Raw genomic sequence first — 21342 nt, 5'->3', positions numbered from 1 at the left:
CTCTTGGGCAGCATTCTGCCTGTTTAAAATCGTTTTAAATGATAGGTATAGAGTACCACATTGGGGCTTTTTTTGTGTTGTTCAATAATTTCGAACAAAGGGTTCGATATATTGCGCTATCCCTGCGACATATTTGTGAATAAAGTGTCAACAAGCAACGGGGCACGCCCCTTCAAACACATAAAAGGAAACACCCATGAGCAAGGTATTAGTTCTTAAATCCAGTATTCTGGCAGGGTACTCTCAGTCTGGTCAGTTGACTGACTATTTTATTGAACAATGGCGCGAAAAACACGTCGCAGATGAAATTACTGTCCGCGATCTGGCGGCCAACCCTGTTCCGGTGCTGGATGGCGAGCTGGTGGGCGCGATGCGTCCGGGCGATGCGCCTTTAACGCCACGTCAGCAGGACGCTCTGGCGCTGTCTGATGAACTCATTGCTGAACTGAAAGCCCACGACGTCATCGTTATTGCGGCGCCGATGTACAATTTCAATATCCCGACGCAGCTGAAAAACTACTTTGATCTGATTGCCCGCGCCGGTATCACTTTCCGCTATACCGAAAAAGGCCCGGAAGGTCTGGTAACCGGTAAACGCGCGGTGGTTCTCTCCAGCCGCGGCGGTATCCATAAAGACACCCCGACGGATTTGATTGCGCCTTACCTGAAAGTGTTCCTTGGTTTTATCGGTATCACCGACGTGAATTTTGTCTTTGCCGAAGGCATCGCCTACGGGCCGGAAGTGGCGGCTAAAGCTCAGGCCGATGCAAAAGCCGCGATTGACAGCGTCGTGGCCGCTTAAATATTTTTGCCTCCCGTTTCGACGGGAGGCAACGTCTCCGGTTCGTAGCGCAAATATCCTACCACGCCGCTACTGCCGCCATCGCTGGGATGCGTTACCCCATCATTGACTTCAACGCAGGCGAAATCAAAAGGCGACACATTTTCGATGCACGCCACATTGACCCCATATTGATCGGGATTGGATCGGCGCTGATGAAAAGTATATATCCCGCATACCGAACAGAAAAAATGCACCGCCTTGCCCGTATTGAAGCGATATTCGGTAAGCTTATCCTGCCCTTTTAGCACTTTAATACCCGATAGCGGCGCAGACACTGCCACCGCTCCGCGCATCCGGCAAAACGAACAGTTGCAGCGCCTGGCGGTATGAAAGCCATCGCTAAGTTGAACGGTAAACACGACGCTGCCACAATGGCAAGCAGCAGATAATTTTTCAGACGTCATACCTGGTTACTCTCGCGAATAGTGATACCAGTCGACAGTATAGAAATAGCCTTCCGGTTCGCCTAATGTAAATACGACCTCCGTATTCAAAAATTACCAATATAAAAATGCATTTTGCGGTAAAAAAATTGTCGGGAAGCGGTTATTTACGCATCCATTTGCCATTAATTCCCTGGACATATTCTCCCGGCCTGGCGCGCTCAACCAGTTTTTGCCCTGCCATCTTCGCCACCTCGTCCACGGGAAGATGATTGCTATCCGCTAACTGCTGATAACTGGCGCGGCGGGCATGATTAATATCAAGCACCAGTTTCTGGGTTTCGGCATCATTCTTTAAGGCCACCAGATAGCCATTCAGCGTTTCCCCGACCCGGCCCTGCGTGCGCGCTTCGTCCAGGGTTAAGACCCACACAGAAGGTGTGAGCAAGCTCAGCGTCAGCACCCATAGCATTAAATACTTTTTCATTATGGCCTCAGAATAGATCGCTGCGTGATTTCAGGAGTTCTTCAACATCTTTATCGACTTTGATATGTATTTCATGCTCGATCTTTACATTCATGTTGATGGTAATCGGCTGTTCCGGCGCGGCGACTTCAATACGTGGCGTGCAGCCCACCACGATAAATGACGCAAGCGCTGACAGCATGGCAATACTCATTTTCATTATTTATCCTCACAGTCCTTGTCTTTCCGGCAAGAAGGTTGCGGCAACGCTGTATTTTGTTCAAGCCATGCCTGTAAATTGTCGCCAAAACGCAAACTGCGCCACAGCGTAAACACATTTTCTTCATGGGTATAGTTCAAGTTAACGATCGCGGTTTTACCATCTACCCGGCTTTTGCCGGTAATAGCCGCCTGCATCGTTAGTACGCCCAGGTTATCAACGTTAATTTTCGTCCACGAATGCGTAATCTCCATATAACGTAGCCAGTTGATCGCCGAGCCTGCCGTGACATTATCCTTCACCACCGCATCCGCAGTATCTTTATCGATACGCAACGTCATTGGCCCAGGATTCGTAAGCCAGCCATCTTTGATTATCCATTTTTCATTGTTCAGCCACAGCGGCAGCGCGCCGCTGACCGGACCAGACATGGCGAATTGCTTTGGATTTATGGCGCTAATCAATTCGCTGGATGAAATATTTTGCACCCGCAAAAGCGCCGGGTCGTGCTGCGGCATTCGCAACTGTTTCATAATGATTTGACCGCCCAGCACGTCTACGCTGACATCGCTTAGCAGTAATGGATTCGACTCGCTCCAGGGATAACCGCCCTGTAAATCAGCGGTGATATTTTTCGCCGTGACCTGGTTAACTATCCCGGCGATACGCAGCGAGATGGGCCCGCGCGTCCCCAATTGCCACGCGCCGTTGTGGAAGCGAAATGGCAGAATGAAATCGACGCCGTTGATTTTGTTATCCGGCATCCAGGCGCTGCCGCCTTTTAACACGCCGTGTCCACCTGCTTCAAACCCCTGCCCCTGTGCGGCGGAAAAAGCCACCTGCGCATACAGTGAGCCTTCGCGCAGCGTCATTTTCCAGTCCGGTGGAAGCAACGGCTGGAAAACGATAAGCGACTGCTTCGGCCACCAGGCCTGTCCACGAAGGCGTTCGCCATCCCAGCGCCCATTCAGCCGTACCGGCCCTATCGCCCCCGCCCGAAGGTCGCCTTTAAACTGGAACAGGGTTGGCTCTCGCCCTTCAACGCTAAAATTAAGGGTAGAAGGCGGCAGCACGCTCCCACTGGTAAATACGGTTTTCCCCGCCACCAGAGACAGCGCGCCCTGTAGCGACGGCGTTGTGGCGTCGCGAACCCAGACAATAGGTTTATTCAGCGCCAGTCTTGGCGATGTGACAGTCATTGCGCCATAGTGCAACTGATCAAAACCGGTGGACAAACTGGTCAACCTGATGGTGTTATCATGCCATTCGCCCTGTCCGGCAATATCCCAGTGGGCGCGCATTGGCGTAAAGCTTCCTTGCCCCCAATAGCGCCACCGCCAGCGACCAGCATCAGGGAGAAAATCATTGGCCAGGCCATCAAGATGAAGAACGAAATCGCCCATCTCATTTTCGTGCGCCCGTAAAATAGCCTGTAATCGGCCATCAACGCCGCGCGGCGTCACCTTAACGCCCGCCAGCGGCCAACGAATTTCATCAATATCTAACGCATCAATCACCCGCCCGCGCGAGCGTAGCAATGCGCCAGGTGCAAAGGTGAGCTGCGGATCGGCCAGACTGCCGCGGAACATAGCGGGCAATACGGCATAAAAGATTAAATCCTTCTGTTTAGCCTCGCCGGTAAGCTGTAGAGGCATCTCACTGCTATCCATGCTGAGTTTTCCCGGGCCGATAGTCAGTACAGCGTTCGCTTTACCGGCATCGCCCTGGGTCAGAATATTCAGGCGTCCGCTGACTTGCGCATTATCCGGCCCGGCTTGCCAGTTATCGATATTAAAAGCCAGACGTCCGCTCAAGGGGAATCCCTGATATGGCCAGTTCCAGCGGCCATCGCTGATGGTAAGCCGCTGACGCGTTACCGCCCAGGGGAGATCGAGAATCGGGTCAGGATTACCTCGCGCCATCACGATGAGCTGTCCGGCGTTATCACGCCACTCCAGTTCCGCATCCACCAGCGACGGTTCCTGCGGCAGACGCAAGGTCGCTGCCGCATGACCGCTGACCGGCAGGCCATCCGGTACCAGCGGCAACACAAATTCCCCCGCCAGGCTAACGGGAGGCTGGTTGGCCAGCGCGGCGATCTCCAGTTGGCTCACCGTCAATGCCTGACCGCGTAGCTGCCCTTGAAATTTTACTTTTTCGCCCTGATAACGTATCTGCTGAATGACCGGCGTCATGGAGATCGCCAGCTTGCCCTGCCATTCCGGCCAGGGCGCGAGAATGACATTATCGATGTTAATCCAGGTATTGGGCAGCATTGACTGCCACTGCGCCAGCGTACGCGGCGCGGCGGGAGAAGCTTCCGTAGCGGGCAGTTTCGCCAGGCATGCGGCATCCAGTTTAAGGCTTTTAATATTCAGCAACCAACGGCTGGGATGCGTCAGTTCCGCCTGGGTAATATGCGCTAACGAACAATCATTGACCAGATAGCGAAGATCGGGAATCACTAACCCATGACGTGTCAGGCGTGGACTTTGTTCCAGAGCGATACGGGTACCGACGGGTAGCCAAATTCCCGCCAGAGTGGGAACCCACAGCCCGAGGGTCATCAGTAGCGTCAGAGGGATAAGAATCAGCAGTAACAGTAGCGCAAGGGCGGCTTTATATTTACCCTTCATGGGCCATTAATTTCCTGATTTAACGAAAAATTCAGTCGGCTATCTCTTTATTTTGGCATGATTGCCCGCACATAGCCTAATAGTTCATGTTGCAGGGGCGCCCTCCGGCTATTTGAGGCGTTGTGGAGAATGATAACCTAAAATTATTCATTATATGTATGACTATCAATTATTTTTGATTTTTTGTAAGATAATTTTAAGCATATTTGTGTGATTCAAACATCACTGGAGAAGGTCATATGAAACTCGCCGTCTATAGTACCAAACAGTATGACAAGAAATATCTACAGCAAGTGAACGAAGCGTTCGGTTTTGAACTGGAGTTTTTTGATTTTCTGCTAACCGAGAAAACGGCGAAAACCGCCAATGGATGTGAAGCAGTTTGTATCTTCGTGAATGACGACGGGAGCCGACCGGTACTGGAAGAGCTGAAAAAACACGGCGTGAAATACATCGCGCTGCGTTGCGCCGGATTTAATAATGTCGACCTGGATGCCGCAAAAGAGCTCGGTTTGCAGGTGGTGCGCGTACCGGCTTATTCTCCGGAAGCCGTCGCTGAACATGCGATTGGCATGATGATGACATTGAACCGCCGTATTCACCGCGCTTATCAACGCACCCGCGACGCTAACTTTTCCCTTGAGGGACTGACCGGCTTTACCATGCACGGAAAAACCGCTGGCGTCATTGGTACCGGTAAAATCGGCGTCGCCGCGCTGCGTATCCTGAAAGGCTTTGGAATGCGTTTACTGGCGTTTGATCCCTATCCCAGCACCGCCGCGCTTGATCTCGGCGTCGAGTATGTGGATCTGCAAACGTTGTTTGCCGAATCGGATGTCATTTCCCTGCACTGCCCGCTCACGCCGGAAAACTACCATTTACTGAACCATGCGGCATTCGACCAAATGAAAAATGGCGTTATGGTCATTAATACCAGTCGTGGCGCGCTGATTGATTCCCAGGCGGCTATCGAAGCTCTGAAGAATCAGAAAATCGGCTCGCTGGGGATGGATGTGTATGAAAACGAACGCGACCTGTTCTTTGAAGATAAGTCAAACGATGTTATCCAGGATGATGTTTTCCGCCGTCTGTCGGCCTGCCATAACGTACTGTTTACGGGGCACCAGGCATTCCTGACCGCAGAAGCGCTGATCAGCATCTCTGAAACCACGTTACAAAACTTAAGCCAGCTTGAGAAGGGCGAAGCCTGCCCGAACGCGCTGTTCTAATCCTGTCGCTCCCCTGCGCTCAGGGGAGCATTTTCGGATAACCCCTGAAGATCTATCCGGTCATATCATTACTATAGTCAGTGTTAACTATCAGATTACAGAGAATATCAATGAAGAAAAGCGTCACGCTGGTCGCCCTGAGCATCATAATGACAGGGTGTGTGAGCAGTGGAAAAGTGTCCGTCAAACGCGAGCAACTGGAGCACCACCGCTTTGTTCTGGAAAGCGTAAACGGTAAAACGGTCACCGGCCCGGAGCTCAGCTTTGGCGAGGACATGACGGTATCCGGCAAAATGTGCAATCAATTCACCGGCGAAGGAAAACTGTCGGACGGCGAATTAAAAGTGAAAAATTTAGCGATGACCCGAATGATGTGCGCCGATCCACAGCTTAACGCGCTGGACGGCCCCCTCAGCGAGCTCTTCAGCAAGGGCGCACAGGTCGATTTAACCGCGAACCAATTAACGCTGGCGACGGCAGAAACAACGCTAATGTATAAACTGGCGGATTTAGCGCACTAAGCCATTAAGTGAAAAGTTATACGCGTCAGGCGAAACGCCGCGCTTAATAACTCCCGCAGCTTCCGGCGGCAAGCGACTGTTCGCTACAACGTTTGCCGTTGGGTAGCGCGCACATACCAATTACTGAACCATCAAGCTGCCGGGCCGCTGAAAGCGAACCGCCAATCATAGCGCAATTCGCTTCGCCGGCGCTGGACATCGCCGCTTTCATCCCTGGCGAAACATGTGCCGCGGTTGCCTGCTGAACAGGTTCGCTACTGCAAGCCGACAATAATAACGCGGCACATCCCACCCAAAACGCTGCGCGCATTTCTCTCCCCTCTGTTTATTCATCCAAACGACACCGCCCTAAATAATAGGCAGCAGAAACTGACGCGTCGAGAGGCAAAGCGCGCATTTATGCGCTTCATTAACATTTATTGGCAATTTTTTACGTCTTTTCGGCAAGAAATCGCCATTCTCCTCCCGCCAGGGACACAAAAGCGAAAATGGGGCTTGAAGGGCTTTGCTAAAATAAAAGGATAACTACAGGATGCGCTCACGATTATGCGTGTCCCTCTTTTTTGCGCAATGTAAGGGTGTCATATGCAAACAATTGACGGTAATGGCGCAGTAGCGTCGGTGGCGTTCCGTACCAGCGAGGTTATCGCCATTTACCCGATTACGCCCAGTTCAACAATGGCTGAACAAGCGGATGCCTGGGCCGGCAATGGGCTTAAAAATGTCTGGGGCGATACGCCGCGTGTGGTAGAGATGCAGTCGGAAGGCGGCGCGATCGCCGCCGTTCACGGTGCGTTACAAACCGGTTCGCTTTCTACGTCATTTACATCATCGCAGGGGCTGCTGCTGATGATTCCAACGCTGTATAAACTGGCGGGGCAGCTCACGCCGTTTGTACTGCACGTTGCCGCGCGCACTGTCGCCACACACGCGCTTTCTATTTTTGGCGACCATTCCGATGTGATGGCGGTCCGCCAGACAGGCTGCGCGATGTTATGCGCCGCCAGCGTTCAGGAAGCGCAGGATTTTGCGCTGATCGCACACAGGGCTACGCTGAAAAGCCGCGTTCCGTTTATTCATTTTTTTGATGGCTTCCGTACATCGCATGAAATCAACAAAATTATACCGCTAACGAATGAAACCATTCTGAACCTGATGCCGCAGGCGGAGATCGACGCTCACCGCGCCCGCGCGCTGAATCCGGAACATCCGGTGATTCGTGGAACTTCAGCGAATCCGGACACCTACTTCCAGTCTCGCGAAGCGACCAACCCGTGGTACAACGCCGTTTATGATCATGTTGAAGAGGCGATGAAGGCATTTGGCGACGCTACGGGCCGTCAGTACCAGCCATTTGAATATTATGGCCATCCCCAGGCTGAACGCGTCATCATAATGATGGGCACCGCCCTCGGCACCTGCGAAGAGGTCGTGGACGAGCTACTGATACGCGGAGAAAAGGTCGGCGTTCTGAAAGTCCGTCTGTTCCGCCCCTTCTCCGCCAAACATTTGTTACAGGCATTACCGGAAACCGTTCGCGCTATCGCCGTGCTGGATCGCACCAAAGAGCCTGGCGCCCAGGCCGAGCCGCTTTATCTGGACGTGATGACCGCACTGGCGGAGGCCTTTAATAATGGCGAGCGCGAAACGTTGCCGCGCACCATTGGCGGCCGTTATGGGCTATCATCCAAAGAGTTCGGCCCGGCGTGCGTACTGGCGGTCTTTAATGAACTCAGCCGTGCGAAACCCAAGCCACGGTTTACGGTGGGCATTTATGATGACGTTACTAACCTCTCGCTGCCATTACCGGAAAATACCCTGCCCGGCAGCGCTAAACTTGAAGCGTTATTTTACGGTCTGGGAAGCGACGGCAGCGTATCCGCCACGAAAAATAATATTAAAATTATCGGTAATTCTACGCCGTGGTATGCGCAAGGTTATTTCGTTTATGACTCTAAAAAAGCTGGCGGGCTCACGGTATCGCACCTGCGCGTCAGCGAAAAACCCATTCGTTCCGCTTACTTAATTGCTCAGGCGGATTTTGTCGGCTGCCATCAATTACAGTTTATCGATAAATATCAGATGGCGGAGCGTCTGAAGCCCGGCGGTATCTTTCTGCTTAATACGCCGTACAGCGCCGACGAGGTCTGGTCGCGTCTGCCGCAAGAAGTTCAGGCGGTGTTGAATCAGAAAAAGGCGCGTTTTTACGTGGTTAACGCGGCGAAAATCGCCCGCGAATGTGGACTTGGCGCCCGCATCAATACCGTCATGCAAATGGCTTTCTTCCACCTGACGCATATTCTTCCGGGCGATAGCGCCCTGGTTGAGCTGCAGGGCGCGATTGCCAAAAGCTATAGCAGCAAAGGACAGGATCTGGTTGAGCGTAACTGGCAGGCATTGGCTCTGGCGCAGGAATCGCTGGCGGAAGTGCCGTTGCAGGCGGTTAATCCGCATAGCGCGCATCGCCCGCCGGTCGTCTCCGACGCCGCGCCGGATTTCGTGAAAACCGTTACCGCCGCCATGTTGGCGGGCCTCGGCGACGCACTGCCTGTTTCCGCCCTGCCGCCGGACGGAACATGGCCAATGGGCACCACCCGCTGGGAAAAACGCAATATCGCCGAAGAGATTCCTGTCTGGAAAGAGGAACTGTGTACACAATGTAATCACTGCGTCGCCGCCTGCCCTCACTCGGCGATTCGTGCAAAAGTCGTTTCCCCGCAGGCGATGGAGAACGCGCCAGCCAGTCTGCATTCGCTGGACGTGAAGTCCCGCGATATGCGCGGCCAGAAATATGTGCTGCAGGTCGCGCCGGAAGACTGTACTGGCTGTAATTTATGCGTAGAGGTCTGCCCGGCTAAAGATCGGCAAAATCCACAGATCAAGGCTATTAACATGATGTCGCGCCTGGAGCATGTGGAAGAAGAGAAAGTGAATTATGACTTTTTCCTCGACTTACCGGAAATCGATCGCAGCAAACTGGAACGAATTGATATCCGCACATCGCAGCTTATTACGCCGCTGTTTGAATATTCCGGCGCCTGTTCCGGCTGCGGTGAAACGCCGTATATTAAACTGCTGACTCAGTTATATGGCGACAGAATGTTAATCGCTAACGCCACGGGGTGTTCCTCTATTTACGGCGGTAACTTACCCTCTACGCCTTATACCACCGATGCCAACGGACGCGGCCCGGCGTGGGCGAATTCGCTATTTGAAGATAACGCGGAATTTGGCCTCGGTTTCCGTCTGAGTGTGGATCAGCACCGGGCGCGCGTCATGCGTTTACTGGCGCAATTCGCCGATCGCATTCCGGCGGAATTAAACGATGCGCTGCATGCCGAAGCAACGCCTGACGTTCGGCGTGAACAGGTCGCCGCATTACGCCAACATCTGAAATCGGTTGCGGGCGCAGAGGAACTGTTAAAGGATGCTGATGCGCTGGTAGAAAAATCAATCTGGCTGATTGGCGGCGATGGTTGGGCATACGACATCGGCTTTGGCGGTTTAGACCATGTGTTAAGCCTGACGGAGAATGTCAATATTCTGGTTCTGGATACGCAGTGTTATTCCAATACTGGCGGCCAGGCGTCGAAGGCGACGCCGCTTGGCGCCGTCACTAAGTTTGGCGAACATGGCAAGCGTAAAGCCCGTAAAGATCTTGGCGTCAGCATGATGATGTATGGTCATGTTTATGTCGCGCAAATTTCGCTGGGCGCGCAGTTAAACCAGACGGTGAAAGCCATCCAGGAGGCCGAAGCCTGGCCAGGACCGTCGCTGATCATTGCCTATAGCCCCTGTGAGGAACATGGTTACGATCTGGCGCTAAGCCATGACCAGATGCGCCAGTTAACGGCGACCGGTTTCTGGCCGTTATACCGCTTTGATCCCCGCCGTGCGGATGAAGGCAAGCCGCCGCTGGCTCTGGACTCTCGGCCACCGTCTGATGCCCTGGCGGAAACGTTGCTTAATGAACAGCGTTTCCGTCGCCTGAATGCGCAACAGCCTGAAGTAGCTGAACAATTATGGCGAGATGCCGCATTGGATTTGCAAAAACGCTATGACTTTCTTGCCTTGCTGGCAGGAAAAGCGGAAAAACCCGGCGCAGATTAAAAAATATTCTAAGGATTAACCTGGAAACAAAAAAAGCCCGAACATCCGTTCGGGCTTGTCAATTTATACGCTGGAAAGCAAAGGTTAACGCAATGGCCCAGCGACAAAATGAATATGTGACAATAAAGGCATATAACAGGCGTAGAATATCGTAACCGAATGATATTGTATAATTTTTATTTCGTATAATACCCCCAAAAGCATTCGTATAAATTATATCTATTTCACTGCGAATTATTTCATTAATTATTGAATTAAACGGTAACATCTCTTTTTAGGTCTTTCCTGACAAGGCAGAAATAACGTTTTAACGTCAACTCGCTGATTATTTACGTGGAATACGCGTAATATTACGTCGCCCTCCCCTGTAGGCAGTCCCCGCAGAGTATCGTGGAGCAGCACCTAAAATGTGACGTATGTCATTGTACATAAAGTGCCTTTAGGGAGTAGAATTTCAGTGGATACTTAAACAGGAGGTTTTATGAACAGAACGATTCTTGTACCCATCGATATTTCAGATTCAGAATTAACTCAACGCGTAATTTCGCATGTTGAAGCTGAAGCAAAGATTGACGACGCTAAAGTGCACTTTTTGACTGTAATCCCGTCTTTGCCCTATTACGCTTCACTGGGACTGGCTTATTCAGCAGAGCTTCCCGCAATGGACGATTTGAAAGCCGAAGCCAAATCTCAACTGGAAGCGATTATCAAGAAATTCAACCTTCCTGCGGACCGCGTGCAGGCTCACGTTGCAGAAGGCTCTCCTAAAGATAAGATTCTGGAAATGGCAAAAAAATTACCGGCCGATATGGTGATTATCGCCTCGCATCGCCCGGATATTACTACCTATCTGTTGGGTTCCAACGCCGCAGCCGTTGTGCGTCATGCGGAATGCTCCGTACTGGTGGTACGCTAAATACCCGAGCCCGCATAAGAGAGTGCGGGCTCAAATCAATCATCATCGCCTAGTGACTGACACTTTTTGAAAACAGATTGATTACGATTACGCCGCAGATGATAAGCAACATGCCAATAATAGCCGGCATATCCAGTTTTTGGCCGAGAAATAACCATCCTATCAATCCAATAAGAACAATCCCTACCCCAGACCAAATAGCATAAATGATACCCGCAGGGATGGTTCGCATTGGGATGGTAAGACACCAGAACGCAATACAATATCCGATGATAGTAACGAGGCTCGGTACCAGACGCGTAAAACTATCTGATAATTTTAATGAGATCGTGGCGATAACTTCTACCACGATGGCGATAAATAGAAAGATTACAGCTTCTTTAGTCATACATCTCTTCGTTCCAATATTTTTCGGGTCGTGATGATATCTTAAGTAATACGGATGACAGAATAAAGACGCTTTTGAACCATTGCGTATCTTGCCATAAAAACGTGCTGGCATTCGTCGCCGTAATCCGTACCATACGCGACATACTTTTGCCTGCTGGCTGTTGACGGCAGGAGCGAACCCGGCATTTATCGCCAGCCAAATGGGGCATGAAACTGCGCAGATGGTGTATGAAATTTACGGTATGTGGATTGATGACATGAACGACGAACAAGTAGCGATGTTGAATGCGCGGTTATCGTAATTGCAAAGTTTGCCCCCAATTTGCCCCATTTAGTACCAGAGAACTGAAATAATGCAAGAAATTCAAAAGAATACAAAGAAAGAGCAATACAACCTCAACAAGTTGCAAAAGCGCCTGCGCCGTAACGTTGGCGAAGCGATTGCCGATTTTAATATGATTGAAGAAGGCGATCGCATTATGGTTTGCCTTTCTGGCGGCAAAGATAGCTATACGATGCTGGAAATTTTACGTAATTTGCAGCAAAGCGCCCCGATCAATTTTTCACTGGTCGCCGTCAACCTCGATCAAAAGCAGCCAGGTTTTCCGGAACATATCCTGCCAGCCTACCTTGAGCAGCTGGGCGTAGAATATAAAATCGTCGAAGAAAACACCTACGGCATTGTGAAAGAAAAGATTCCGGAAGGAAAAACCACCTGCTCGCTGTGCTCGCGTTTGCGTCGGGGTATCCTGTATCGTACGGCGACTGAACTGGGCGCGACCAAAATCGCCCTGGGCCACCATCGCGACGATATTCTGCAAACCCTGTTTCTGAATATGTTCTATGGCGGAAAAATGAAAGGGATGCCGCCGAAACTGATGAGCGATGACGGCAAACATATCGTGATCCGCCCGCTGGCTTACTGCCGCGAGAAAGATATTGTCCGTTTTGCTGAGGCCAAAGCCTTCCCTATCATTCCTTGTAATCTGTGCGGTTCGCAACCAAACCTGCAACGCCAGGTGATTGCCGACATGCTACGCGACTGGGATAAGCGCTATCCTGGACGGATCGAGACGATGTTTAGCGCCATGCAGAATGTCGTGCCGTCTCACCTTTGTGACACTAACCTGTTCGATTTCAAAGGAATCACTCACGGTTCCGAGGTCGTCGACGGCGGCGATTTAGCGTTCGATCGTGAAGAGATTCCCTTGCAGCCCGCTGGCTGGCAGCCGGAAGAAGATGACACCGCCTTAGAGGCGTTGCGGCTTGATGTTATCGAAGTGAAATAATCTGCAGGCGTCTCAGCACTCCGCTGAGACGCCATGCTATCGATCATTTTAATAGCCGTACCCGGCATGACTTGCCTTTGATCTTCCCGTTTTGCAACTGCTTCCAGGCTTTTTGCGCTACTGCTTGACGTACGGCGACGTAAACGTGCATTGGATGCACGTTAATTTTGCCAATATCCGCCCCGTCTAATCCAATATCGCCGGTCAGCGCGCCCAAAATATCTCCCGGACGCATTTTCGCTTTTTTGCCGCCGTCAATGCATAGGGTAGCCATCTCTGCGGCCAGAGGGAGTGACGGCTGCCGGGCGGGCGCATTCAGCCAGTTCAGCTTGAGTTGCAGCATTTCTGAAAGAATATTCGCCCGCTGCGCCTCTTCCGGCGCGCAGAAACTGATCGCCAGGCCGCTGCTTCCCGCGCGCGCCGTACGGCCAATACGATGGACATGCACCTCCGGGTCCCAGGCCAGTTCATAGTTAACCACCAGTTCGAGCGATTTAATGTCTAATCCTCGCGCGGCAACGTCGGTGGCAACCAGAATGCGCGCGCTACCGTTTGCAAAACGCACCAACGTCTGGTCGCGGTCGCGTTGTTCCAGATCGCCGTGGAGCGCCAACGCGCTTTGTCCTACCGCATTAAGCGCATCACAAACGGCCTGACAATCTTTTTTGGTATTGCAAAATACCACGCAGGACGCTGGCTGATGCTGGCTAAGCAACGTTTGTAGCAGCGAAATTTTTTCATGCGCAGACGTTTCGAAGAACTGTTGTTCGATAGCCGGTAGCGCATCTACCGTATCGATTTCAATACGTATTGGCTGCTGCTGTACACGACCGCTAATCGCCGCGATGGCCTCAGGCCAGGTTGCTGAAAACAATAACGTCTGGCGCGTCGCAGGCGCAAAGCGGATCACCTCATCAATGGCGTCACTGAATCCCATGTCCAGCATTCGGTCTGCTTCATCCATTACCAGAATATGCAGCGCATCCAGCGATACGGTTTCTTTTTGTAAATGATCCAGCAGGCGCCCCGGCGTCGCGACAATGATATGCGGAGCGTGCTGAAGCGAGTCGCGCTGTGCGCCAAAGGGTTGCCCGCCACACAAGGTCAGAATTTTGGTATTTGGCAGAAAACGGGCCAGGCGACGTAACTCTCCGGCAACCTGATCCGCCAGCTCCCGCGTCGGGCACAGCACTAACGCCTGTGTCTGGAACAGACTGACGTCAATTCGATGCAAGAGCCCAAGACCAAACGCCGCCGTTTTGCCGCTACCGGTCCTGGCCTGCACACGCACATCATTTCCCGCCAGAATGACGGGTAATGCTGCGGCCTGTACAGGCGTCATCTCAAGATAGCCCAGCTCAGTAAGGTTATTGAGCTGGGCGGCGGGCAAAACATTCAGGGTTGAAAAAGCGGTCACAATTTACTCTCGCGGTAACGACTCATAGTCAGCAGGCGCGTATCCTCGCAGATCCGGGCGTTTGATGCGACATTTTAATCGGTTCTTCGTCCGGCGGCGGGTCGGGCATCGGCTGAGGACGGGGAAGCGGCTCAGGAATGGGAACAGGGTCAGTGGGAATCGGGTCCGACAAGGACGAGTGTAGATATAATAAGGTCAAAAGACAGCTCATATTACCCTCCAGAATGTCATTCAGACTCTTAAAGGGTAGACGCAGATAGTCTACAGGCAAAAAAAAGCCGACTAATCTAAGTCGGCGTCGTACGAATCAATTGTGCTATGCAGTAATTCAAAAAAGGAAGTAAGACAATATGGAGCGCAACGCCCATCGCTTGACGTTGCATTCACCTGCGAGAGAGATATTGCCCCGAATAGGTAGATGGTTTATTGACTTCGCTCAAATTTCTCGGCGTTTTTTCATTCGAAATGGTCTGAAAAGCGCTTTTGTTACAACCATTTACTGCGATGCAACCATAAAGTAACACCACCGATCAGGACAACTAACAGAATACAAAACAGAGAAAAGCCGAACCGCCATCCGCCGCCAGGAATACCGCCCAGGTTAACGCCAAATAACCCTGTTAAAAAGGTGCTGGGCAGAAAAACCATCGCCATAAGCGACATGGTATAAGTTCTGCGCGCCAGAGACTCCTGCATTACCTGGGCAATTTCATCCGCCATGATGCCAGTACGCGCGATACAAGCGTCAATTTCATCCAACCCCCTTCCCAGCCTGTCGGCGATATCCTGCATTCTTCGCCGGTGATCGTCGCTCATCCACGGCAGCCGTTCACTCGCAAGCCGGGCATAGACGTCGCGCTGCGGCGCCATATAGCGGCGCATAACAATTAGCTGTTTACGTAGCAATGCGAGGAAACCGCGCGGTGGGATTTGCTGGTCGAGAAGATTATCTTCCAGATCGATAATTTTATCGTGTAGCTCTTCAATAAATTCACTGGCGTGATCGGTTAACGCATCGCACACATCTACTAACCAGCTGCCGCAATCTACGGGCCCGGTGCCCTCCTGCAAATCACTGACCACATCGTCCAGCGCCAGAACCTTTCGCTGACGGGTAGACACAATGAATCGCTCGTCCATATATAAACGCATTGCTACTAATTGATCCGGGCGTTCGTCAGTACTGCCATTAATACAGCGCAGCGTAATGAGCGTCCCTTCCCCCATACGACTTACGCGCGGGCGCGAGCTTTCACCAGCCAGCGCATCACGCACGTTATTGGGGAGTAAAGGCGTTGAAGCCAACCAGCGGGCGCTGTCCGGGTGGGTATAATTAAGATGTAGCCAACAGGGATGCTGACTATCGATCACATCATTATCTTCGAGCGGTTTTACTCCACCACGACCATCCAGTAGCCATGCGAAAACGGCATCCGGCACGTTCACATCCGATCCCTTAATGGCTTCCACAGCGCCTCCACGTTACAACTCTCATGCCGTTAGTCTAGCTTTCGGGAAAGGTTAAGCAATCTCTCATTTTCTCATTGCGCAAAAAGAATGACGGGAACGTGCGAAAAAAGCGCCTTAGCAACAGGCGCTTACCAAACATGTATTATCAGGCCTGGCCGCGCCTGGTGATGGTCGAAAGAGGTGATACATGAGAGCGTGACAGCGCATGTTCACTGTAACCCGGCTGGCTTAAACGAAATTTGTCGGTTTTAGTCTGTAACTCGATCACCTGCGCCTTTAAAACATCCGAAGAAGCAGATAGCGCTTCAACCATTAAGACATTGCTATGGGTTGCGCTTTCCAGATCGCTCAACGCCAGGGTTATCTGGTTAATGCCTTTTTCCTGCTCCCGCGTGGTGGTGGAAATTTCACTCATCAGCACGTTTAATTGCCCGGAGCCGCCAACAATCTCCTGCATATTTTTTTCAGCCTCCTGCACTATGGCGGCCCCCTGCCGCACATTGTCATGCGTAACGTCGATCAGCGCCTTGATATTTTTTGCCGCCTCAGCGCTACGATGCGCCAGATTACGCACTTCCCCGGCCACCACGGAGAAACCTTTTCCATGATCGCCCGCCCGCGCAGCCTCTACCGCCGCGTTAAGCGCCAGAATATTAGTCTGGAATGCGATACCGTCAATCAATGAAATAATCTCCGTCATCTGCGAGGCACAGTCGGTAATAGAACGCATATTTTCTGTAACCCGCACCATTAATTCACCGCCTTTACGGGCGCATTGGGTTGCACAATCCGCCTGTATGCTCGCCATTCGGGTATTATCCGCATTGTTTTTGGTACTCGCCGCCATTTCATCCATACTGGCGGCAGTTTGAATTAACGAGGCCGACTGCTGTTCCGTCTTTACGGATAGCGACATACTGCGCGCCGCCAGTTGTTCGGAAAGGGTCATTGCCGTTTGCGAAGAGGATCTGATTTCACGTACCAGCGCGGAAATATTATCCGACAGACTATTAATCCCGGGGATGAGTCGCCCGGCGCAATTATTGCCAAATTCGGAGATATGAATAGACAAGTTTCCTGCTGCGACCTCTTCAATACTTTTCTTCACGGTATTAATTGGCACTACCAGATAGCAGGTCATATACCACCAAAGCAGTAATGTCGAGATCAGATAAATGATATTACACGTAATTAAAATAGGGAGCTCGTGCAGAAAAGCTATTTGTAAAGTATCCACCAAAAGAAACGTACATACCATGAATAGAATAATGCATGTCCTGACGCTGATATTTCTCAACATTTTTGACGGCCTACAACCAGGATAGGAGACAGGTTTTATTTTTATAGCATTTCAGATACCTATTGCCATTCGTTTCTTTGACATTCTCCATATTCAATACCAGACCATCGCCATTTCCCTTAGTGCAACAGATAAAATCACCTATATTCGCTATGCCAGGATATTCATCCATCCATATTGACAAGTGATGTACTTATCACCATTTTCTGCTTAATAGTTAAGTCGAAAGCCAGTATATTTTAATAGACGCTTAAATAAGCGAATGACTGTTTCTCCGTGTTATTACCGCGGACAGCGTTATCGCCCGTTCTCTTGCAGAATCCTGAGCGTTTGGATGAGGCGTTATATCAGGCATAAAATCGGGTTCGCGCGAGCTTGCGCTGGCGGTCCTGTCCGCCAGCGGCAACGATTTACCGACTACGCTTCGCATGGCGCTCCCAGTTATCCTGTTTAGCCTGCACTGTTTTACGTAACGCGACATAACATGCCCCGCCGCCGCCATGGTGCGGCAGCGCCGAACAATAAGCCTGTACATCTTCAAACTCTGTCAACCAACGGGCCACATAGCTTCGGACGATATTGGCATGCGACTTCGCCTCTCGCCCTTTACCATGAATGATCAGGACATTACGCAACCCCTCTTTCTGCGCCTCCAGGATAAAACGAAACAGCATTTTTCGGCACGTTTCGACCGGCTGGCGTAACAAATTGAGGCTGGCCTGCTGAGGGTATTTCCCACTGCGTAACTTGTCGATGACACCCTGCTGCAATCCTTCCCGACGAAATTCCAGCGGTTCATTCAGCGGCAGAATATCCAGAAAGCCCGTCGTCAGGAAATTATCAAGCTGAAGCGTGTCGATACGCTGGGGCGTTTTAAGATTACGCGTTGGCTGCCAGTGTACATCAGTATGGCGTTTCAGCGGCTGGACATCCTCCATGGCGTCAAGAAACAGCGCTTTATCGTCAAGGTTCATGGTTCATCCTCCAGCGTTTTTGCGACTGCCGTTATCATAACCGTGCCCAGTTATACCGACAACGGTTTACAGTTATTTCCAATAACAGCGACAATGTCAGGCAATTAACCGCCTCACCCTGCTCCCTTTTTCTCCGCCAACGATATTACTGGCGCTAAATGTGTTATCCCTGACTATCTTTTAAGGAGTATGGTTGCGGGTATTCCTGGCATGATATCTTGTCTCTTACGTTAGGCTAAGACGATGTGAGAGAACGGATGCTGAGATTACTTGAAGAGAAGATAGCCACGCCATTAGGTCCGTTATGGGTAGTTTGCGATGAGCAGTTTCGACTGCGGGCCATTGAGTGGGAACAGTACCGCGATCGTATGGAGCAACTGCTAAATATCCACTACCGTCACGAAGGCTATGAACGCGTTTCCGCGACTAACCCCGGTGGACTCAGCGATAAGCTTGCAGATTATTTTGCAGGCAATCTCGCCGTAATTGATACCCTGGAAACCGCCACGGGGGGCACGCCTTTTCAACGGGAAGTATGGCAGGCGTTGCGTGCTATCCCCTGCGGGCAGGTGATGCACTATGGTCAACTGGCGGCGCAACTGGGACGACCGGGCGCCGCACGCGCAGTCGGTGCTGCGAATGGTGCTAACCCCATCAGTATTGTTGTTCCCTGCCATCGCGTCATCGGGCGTAACGGCACGCTGACCGGATACGCAGGCGGCGTGCAGCGAAAAGAGTGGCTATTACGCCATGAAGGCTATCTTTTATTATGAATATACAGGCAAAAAGTGCCTTATCGGTCACACTTTTATGTAAAGCAACAACAAATAAATTACGTATTTTCAAATAGATAAAAGTATTCATCAAACTTATACTTGAATTATTCCTTCTCCGGGATAGCTCAGACTTACGCGCTCACCAAAAAGATGTTAAAATTGACAAATATCAATTACGGCTTGAGCAGACCTATGATCCCGGAAAAGCGAATTATACGGCGCATTCAGTCTGGCGGTTGTGCTATCCATTGCCAGGATTGCAGTATCAGCCAGCTTTGCATCCCGTTCACACTTAACGAGCATGAGCTTGATCAGCTTGATAATATCATCGAGCGCAAAAAGCCCATTCAGAAAGGGCAAACTCTGTTTAAAGCAGGTGATGAATTGAAATCGCTCTATGCTATCCGCTCCGGAACGATTAAGAGCTACACCATTACCGAGCAAGGCGATGAGCAGATTACTGGATTCCATTTAGCAGGCGACCTGGTGGGTTTTGACGCCATTGGCAGCGGTCATCATCCGAGCTTTGCACAGGCGCTGGAAACCTCAATGGTATGTGAAATACCCTTTGAGACACTGGATGACCTGTCCGGCAAAATGCCTAACCTGCGTCAGCAAATGATGCGTCTGATGAGCGGTGAAATTAAAGGCGATCAGGATATGATCCTGTTATTGTCGAAGAAAAACGCCGAAGAACGTCTGGCCGCGTTTATTTACAACCTGTCCCGCCGCTTTGCGCAGCGTGGTTTCTCACCGCGTGAATTCCGCCTGACAATGACCCGTGGCGATATCGGCAACTATCTGGGCTTAACGGTCGAAACCATTAGCCGTCTGCTGGGGCGTTTCCAGAAAAGCGGTATGCTGGCGGTGAAAGGTAAGTATATTACTATTGAAAACAGCGATGCGCTGGCGGCCCTCGCCGGTCATACCCGCAACGTCGCTTAAATGTCAGCTAAACCATTGATGTTATCTTCTGCCATATCGTTAAATTTTTCTCATTTATTGATCTGGCAGAAGCGCTTCCTCTGTTTCATTCACCATATTTGAGTTACTCTTTAGTTACAAACTGCGATGACAGTTGTAAGGAGACCCTGTATGGCTATGTATCAAAATATGCTGGTGGTCATCGATTCCAATCAGGACGACCAACCCGCATTACGGCGAGCAGTTTATTTGCATCAACGGATTGGCGGCAAAATTAAAGCTTTCCTGCCTATTTACGATTTCTCGTATGAGATGACCACCCTGCTTTCTCCTGACGAACGCACCGCAATGCGTCAGGGCGTAATAAGTCAACGCACAGCCTGGATACGTGAGCAGGCGAAATATTATCTTGAAGCCGGTGTCCCCATTGAAATTAAAGTGGTCTGGCACAATCGTCCCTTTGAGGCCATCATCCAGGAGGTTATCGCCGGCAGTCACGATCTGGTGTTGAAAATGGCGCATCAGCACGATCGACTGGAAGCGGTCATTTTTACCCCTACCGACTGGCATTTGCTGCGTAAATGCCCAAGCCCCGTGTGGATGGTCAAAGATCAGCCGTGGCCAGAAGGCGGCAAAGCCTTGGTCGCCGTGAACCTGGCAAGCGAAGAGCCCTATCACAATGCTCTCAACGAAAAGCTGGTAAAAGAGACCTTACAATTGGCGGAGCAGGTTAATCATACCGAAGTACACCTGGTCGGCGCCTACCCCGTTACGCCAATCAATATTGCCATTGAGCTGCCGGAATTTGATCCCAGCGTGTATAACGACGCCATCAGAGGCCAGCATTTACTGGCGATGAAAGCGCTGCGCCAGAAATTCAGCATCGATGAAAAAGTTACGCATGTAGAAAAAGGTTTGCCGGAAGAAGTTATCCCGGATCTTGCCGAACATCTCCAGGCGGGGATCGTTGTGCTTGGCACCGTTGGACGTACCGGACTCTCAGCCGCGTTTCTGGGGAACACGGCCGAACAGGTCATTGACCATCTGCGCTGCGACCTGTTAGTCATTAAGCCTGATGAGTATCAAACACCGGTTGAACTGGACGACGAGGACGATTAATCCCTCTTCTGTCCTGCCGGATGGCACTGCCATCCGGCCAATACCCTATTCCTGTTACTCATCTCCGCCGAGGAAATAGATCCCCAAAGGAATCGCCAGCAGAATAGTGAACACCAGACTGTAAACGAAAATCATTGCCGACTGAATGGCATACATAGAGCTTGTCCACTCGGACAGTGGAATATGATATTGCTCAATCACACCGCCGATAGTCGCGCGCGTTACCACCGATGCCGCAACGATAAACACTGCCAGCAGGCATAACAGAAATTTTTTCCCCTTCGCCGATTTCAGCTTCATCATGATCATAGTATTGTCCTTTACAGATGGCTTTGTTACCTGATAGCAACAATATCAT

General features: G+C 51.1%; 22 protein-coding genes and 1 pseudogene. 11 read left to right on the top strand and 12 right to left on the bottom strand.

Annotated elements, in window-relative coordinates; all coding sequences use genetic code 11:
- Nucleotides 1–196: 196 nt before the first annotated feature.
- Nucleotides 197–802, top strand: coding sequence for an FMN-dependent NADH-azoreductase (azoR, locus tag N7E69_RS20025; RefSeq protein WP_000048924.1), 606 nt, complete (start codon nt 197–199; stop codon nt 800–802).
- On the opposite strand, the gene N7E69_RS20020 is transcribed toward azoR, so the two are convergent.
- From N7E69_RS20020 to N7E69_RS20005, 4 genes are all read right to left on the bottom strand, one after another.
- Nucleotides 799–1248 carry a GFA family protein gene (locus N7E69_RS20020; protein WP_001531579.1) on the bottom strand — a complete coding sequence of 150 codons (450 nt, stop codon included), beginning with the start codon at nt 1246–1248 and terminating at the stop codon, nt 799–801. The genes azoR and N7E69_RS20020 overlap by 4 nt on opposite strands.
- A 142-nt stretch (nt 1249–1390) precedes the next feature.
- Nucleotides 1391–1714 carry a YdbL family protein gene (locus N7E69_RS20015; RefSeq protein ID WP_108610895.1) on the bottom strand — a complete coding sequence of 108 codons (324 nt, stop codon included), beginning with the start codon at nt 1712–1714 and terminating at the stop codon, nt 1391–1393.
- Between the two features lie 7 nt (nt 1715–1721).
- Complete coding sequence (locus N7E69_RS20010) at nt 1722–1913, bottom strand: YnbE family lipoprotein (protein ID WP_000784063.1); 192 nt, start codon at nt 1911–1913, stop codon at nt 1722–1724.
- Nucleotides 1913–4549 carry a YdbH family protein gene (locus N7E69_RS20005; RefSeq protein ID WP_000677013.1) on the bottom strand — a complete coding sequence of 879 codons (2637 nt, stop codon included), beginning with the start codon at nt 4547–4549 and terminating at the stop codon, nt 1913–1915. Before N7E69_RS20005 ends, N7E69_RS20010 begins: the two co-directional genes overlap by 1 nt.
- 239 nt (nt 4550–4788) lie before the next feature.
- Here N7E69_RS20005 and ldhA point away from each other — a divergent pair, with 239 nt between their 5' ends.
- Together ldhA and hslJ are read left to right on the top strand one after the other, a co-directional pair.
- Nucleotides 4789–5778, top strand: coding sequence for a D-lactate dehydrogenase (gene ldhA / locus N7E69_RS20000; protein WP_000762206.1), 990 nt, complete (start codon nt 4789–4791; stop codon nt 5776–5778).
- 110 nt (nt 5779–5888) lie between these two features.
- Nucleotides 5889–6299, top strand: a complete 411-nt coding sequence (gene hslJ, locus N7E69_RS19995) for a heat shock protein HslJ (protein WP_000750315.1) — start codon at nt 5889–5891, stop codon at nt 6297–6299.
- 43 nt (nt 6300–6342) lie between these two features.
- Here hslJ and N7E69_RS19990 read toward each other — a convergent pair whose 3' ends face one another.
- The gene (locus N7E69_RS19990) at nt 6343–6609 is read right to left on the bottom strand and encodes a DUF333 domain-containing protein (protein ID WP_001200680.1); all 267 of its coding nucleotides are present in this window, start codon (nt 6607–6609) and stop codon (nt 6343–6345) included.
- Here N7E69_RS19990 and N7E69_RS19985 point away from each other — a divergent pair.
- The 3 genes from N7E69_RS19985 to uspF all read left to right on the top strand — a co-directional run bounded on the left by N7E69_RS19985 (nt 6525) and on the right by uspF (nt 11325).
- Nucleotides 6525–6824, top strand: a complete 300-nt coding sequence (locus N7E69_RS19985) for a hypothetical protein (protein ID WP_001137722.1) — start codon at nt 6525–6527, stop codon at nt 6822–6824. The two genes, N7E69_RS19990 and N7E69_RS19985, sit on opposite strands and share 85 nt — an antisense overlap.
- 60 nt (nt 6825–6884) lie before the next feature.
- Complete coding sequence (gene nifJ / locus N7E69_RS19980) at nt 6885–10409, top strand: pyruvate:ferredoxin (flavodoxin) oxidoreductase (protein ID WP_001193267.1); 3525 nt, start codon at nt 6885–6887, stop codon at nt 10407–10409.
- A gap of 481 nt (nt 10410–10890) precedes the next feature.
- Nucleotides 10891–11325 carry a universal stress protein UspF gene (uspF, locus tag N7E69_RS19975; RefSeq protein ID WP_001082296.1) on the top strand — a complete coding sequence of 145 codons (435 nt, stop codon included), beginning with the start codon at nt 10891–10893 and terminating at the stop codon, nt 11323–11325.
- A 49-nt stretch (nt 11326–11374) separates the two neighbouring features.
- Here uspF and N7E69_RS19970 read toward each other — a convergent pair whose 3' ends face one another.
- Both N7E69_RS19970 and N7E69_RS24490 read right to left on the bottom strand, forming a co-directional pair.
- Nucleotides 11375–11713, bottom strand: coding sequence for an SMR family transporter (locus tag N7E69_RS19970; protein ID WP_000159240.1), 339 nt, complete (start codon nt 11711–11713; stop codon nt 11375–11377).
- Complete coding sequence (locus N7E69_RS24490; protein ID WP_000089155.1) at nt 11706–11858, bottom strand: hypothetical protein; 153 nt, start codon at nt 11856–11858, stop codon at nt 11706–11708. The genes N7E69_RS19970 and N7E69_RS24490 overlap by 8 nt, the downstream gene beginning before the upstream one ends.
- Between N7E69_RS24490 and N7E69_RS19965 the strand changes: the two are divergent.
- Nucleotides 11814–12017: pseudogene (locus N7E69_RS19965) on the top strand (tyrosine-type recombinase/integrase); the annotation flags it as partial. The gene N7E69_RS24490 and the pseudogene N7E69_RS19965 overlap by 45 nt on opposite strands.
- Before the next feature lie 51 nt (nt 12018–12068).
- Nucleotides 12069–13004 carry a tRNA 2-thiocytidine(32) synthetase TtcA gene (ttcA, locus tag N7E69_RS19960; protein ID WP_001156217.1) on the top strand — a complete coding sequence of 312 codons (936 nt, stop codon included), beginning with the start codon at nt 12069–12071 and terminating at the stop codon, nt 13002–13004.
- Nucleotides 13005–13047: 43 nt separating this feature from the next.
- On the opposite strand, the gene dbpA is transcribed toward ttcA, so the two are convergent.
- From dbpA to smrA, 4 genes are all read right to left on the bottom strand, one after another.
- Nucleotides 13048–14421, bottom strand: a complete 1374-nt coding sequence (gene dbpA, locus N7E69_RS19955) for an ATP-dependent RNA helicase DbpA (protein WP_000123677.1) — start codon at nt 14419–14421, stop codon at nt 13048–13050.
- A gap of 486 nt (nt 14422–14907) precedes the next feature.
- Nucleotides 14908–15891, bottom strand: a complete 984-nt coding sequence (gene zntB / locus N7E69_RS19950; protein WP_000387374.1) for a zinc transporter ZntB — start codon at nt 15889–15891, stop codon at nt 14908–14910.
- A gap of 145 nt (nt 15892–16036) precedes the next feature.
- Nucleotides 16037–17191, bottom strand: coding sequence for a methyl-accepting chemotaxis protein (locus N7E69_RS19945; protein WP_000945627.1), 1155 nt, complete (start codon nt 17189–17191; stop codon nt 16037–16039).
- Nucleotides 17192–17601: 410 nt separating this feature from the next.
- Complete coding sequence (gene smrA / locus N7E69_RS19940) at nt 17602–18165, bottom strand: DNA endonuclease SmrA (RefSeq protein ID WP_001046799.1); 564 nt, start codon at nt 18163–18165, stop codon at nt 17602–17604.
- Nucleotides 18166–18422: 257 nt separating this feature from the next.
- On the opposite strand from smrA, the gene ogt reads away from it, so the two are divergent.
- The 3 genes from ogt to uspE all read left to right on the top strand — a co-directional run bounded on the left by ogt (nt 18423) and on the right by uspE (nt 20984).
- Nucleotides 18423–18938: a methylated-DNA--[protein]-cysteine S-methyltransferase gene (ogt, locus tag N7E69_RS19935; protein ID WP_000945036.1), complete on the top strand. Its 516-nt coding sequence runs from the start codon at nt 18423–18425 to the stop codon at nt 18936–18938.
- A gap of 195 nt (nt 18939–19133) precedes the next feature.
- Nucleotides 19134–19886, top strand: a complete 753-nt coding sequence (fnr, locus tag N7E69_RS19930) for a fumarate/nitrate reduction transcriptional regulator Fnr (RefSeq protein ID WP_000611914.1) — start codon at nt 19134–19136, stop codon at nt 19884–19886.
- A 150-nt stretch (nt 19887–20036) separates the two neighbouring features.
- Complete coding sequence (uspE, locus tag N7E69_RS19925) at nt 20037–20984, top strand: universal stress protein UspE (protein WP_001262150.1); 948 nt, start codon at nt 20037–20039, stop codon at nt 20982–20984.
- A 54-nt stretch (nt 20985–21038) separates the two neighbouring features.
- On the opposite strand, the gene N7E69_RS19920 is transcribed toward uspE, so the two are convergent.
- Entirely contained in the window at nt 21039–21293 is a 255-nt protein-coding gene (locus N7E69_RS19920) for a DUF2534 family protein (RefSeq protein WP_000605645.1), read from the bottom strand.
- Between the last annotated feature and the right edge of the window lie 49 nt (nt 21294–21342).

This window comes from Salmonella sp. 3C (genome assembly GCF_025426275.1).
Lineage (GTDB): Bacteria > Pseudomonadota > Gammaproteobacteria > Enterobacterales > Enterobacteriaceae > Salmonella > Salmonella enterica.
The sequence above is the reverse complement of the archived record's forward strand: the minus strand, read 5'-3'. Positions and strand labels throughout refer to the sequence as shown.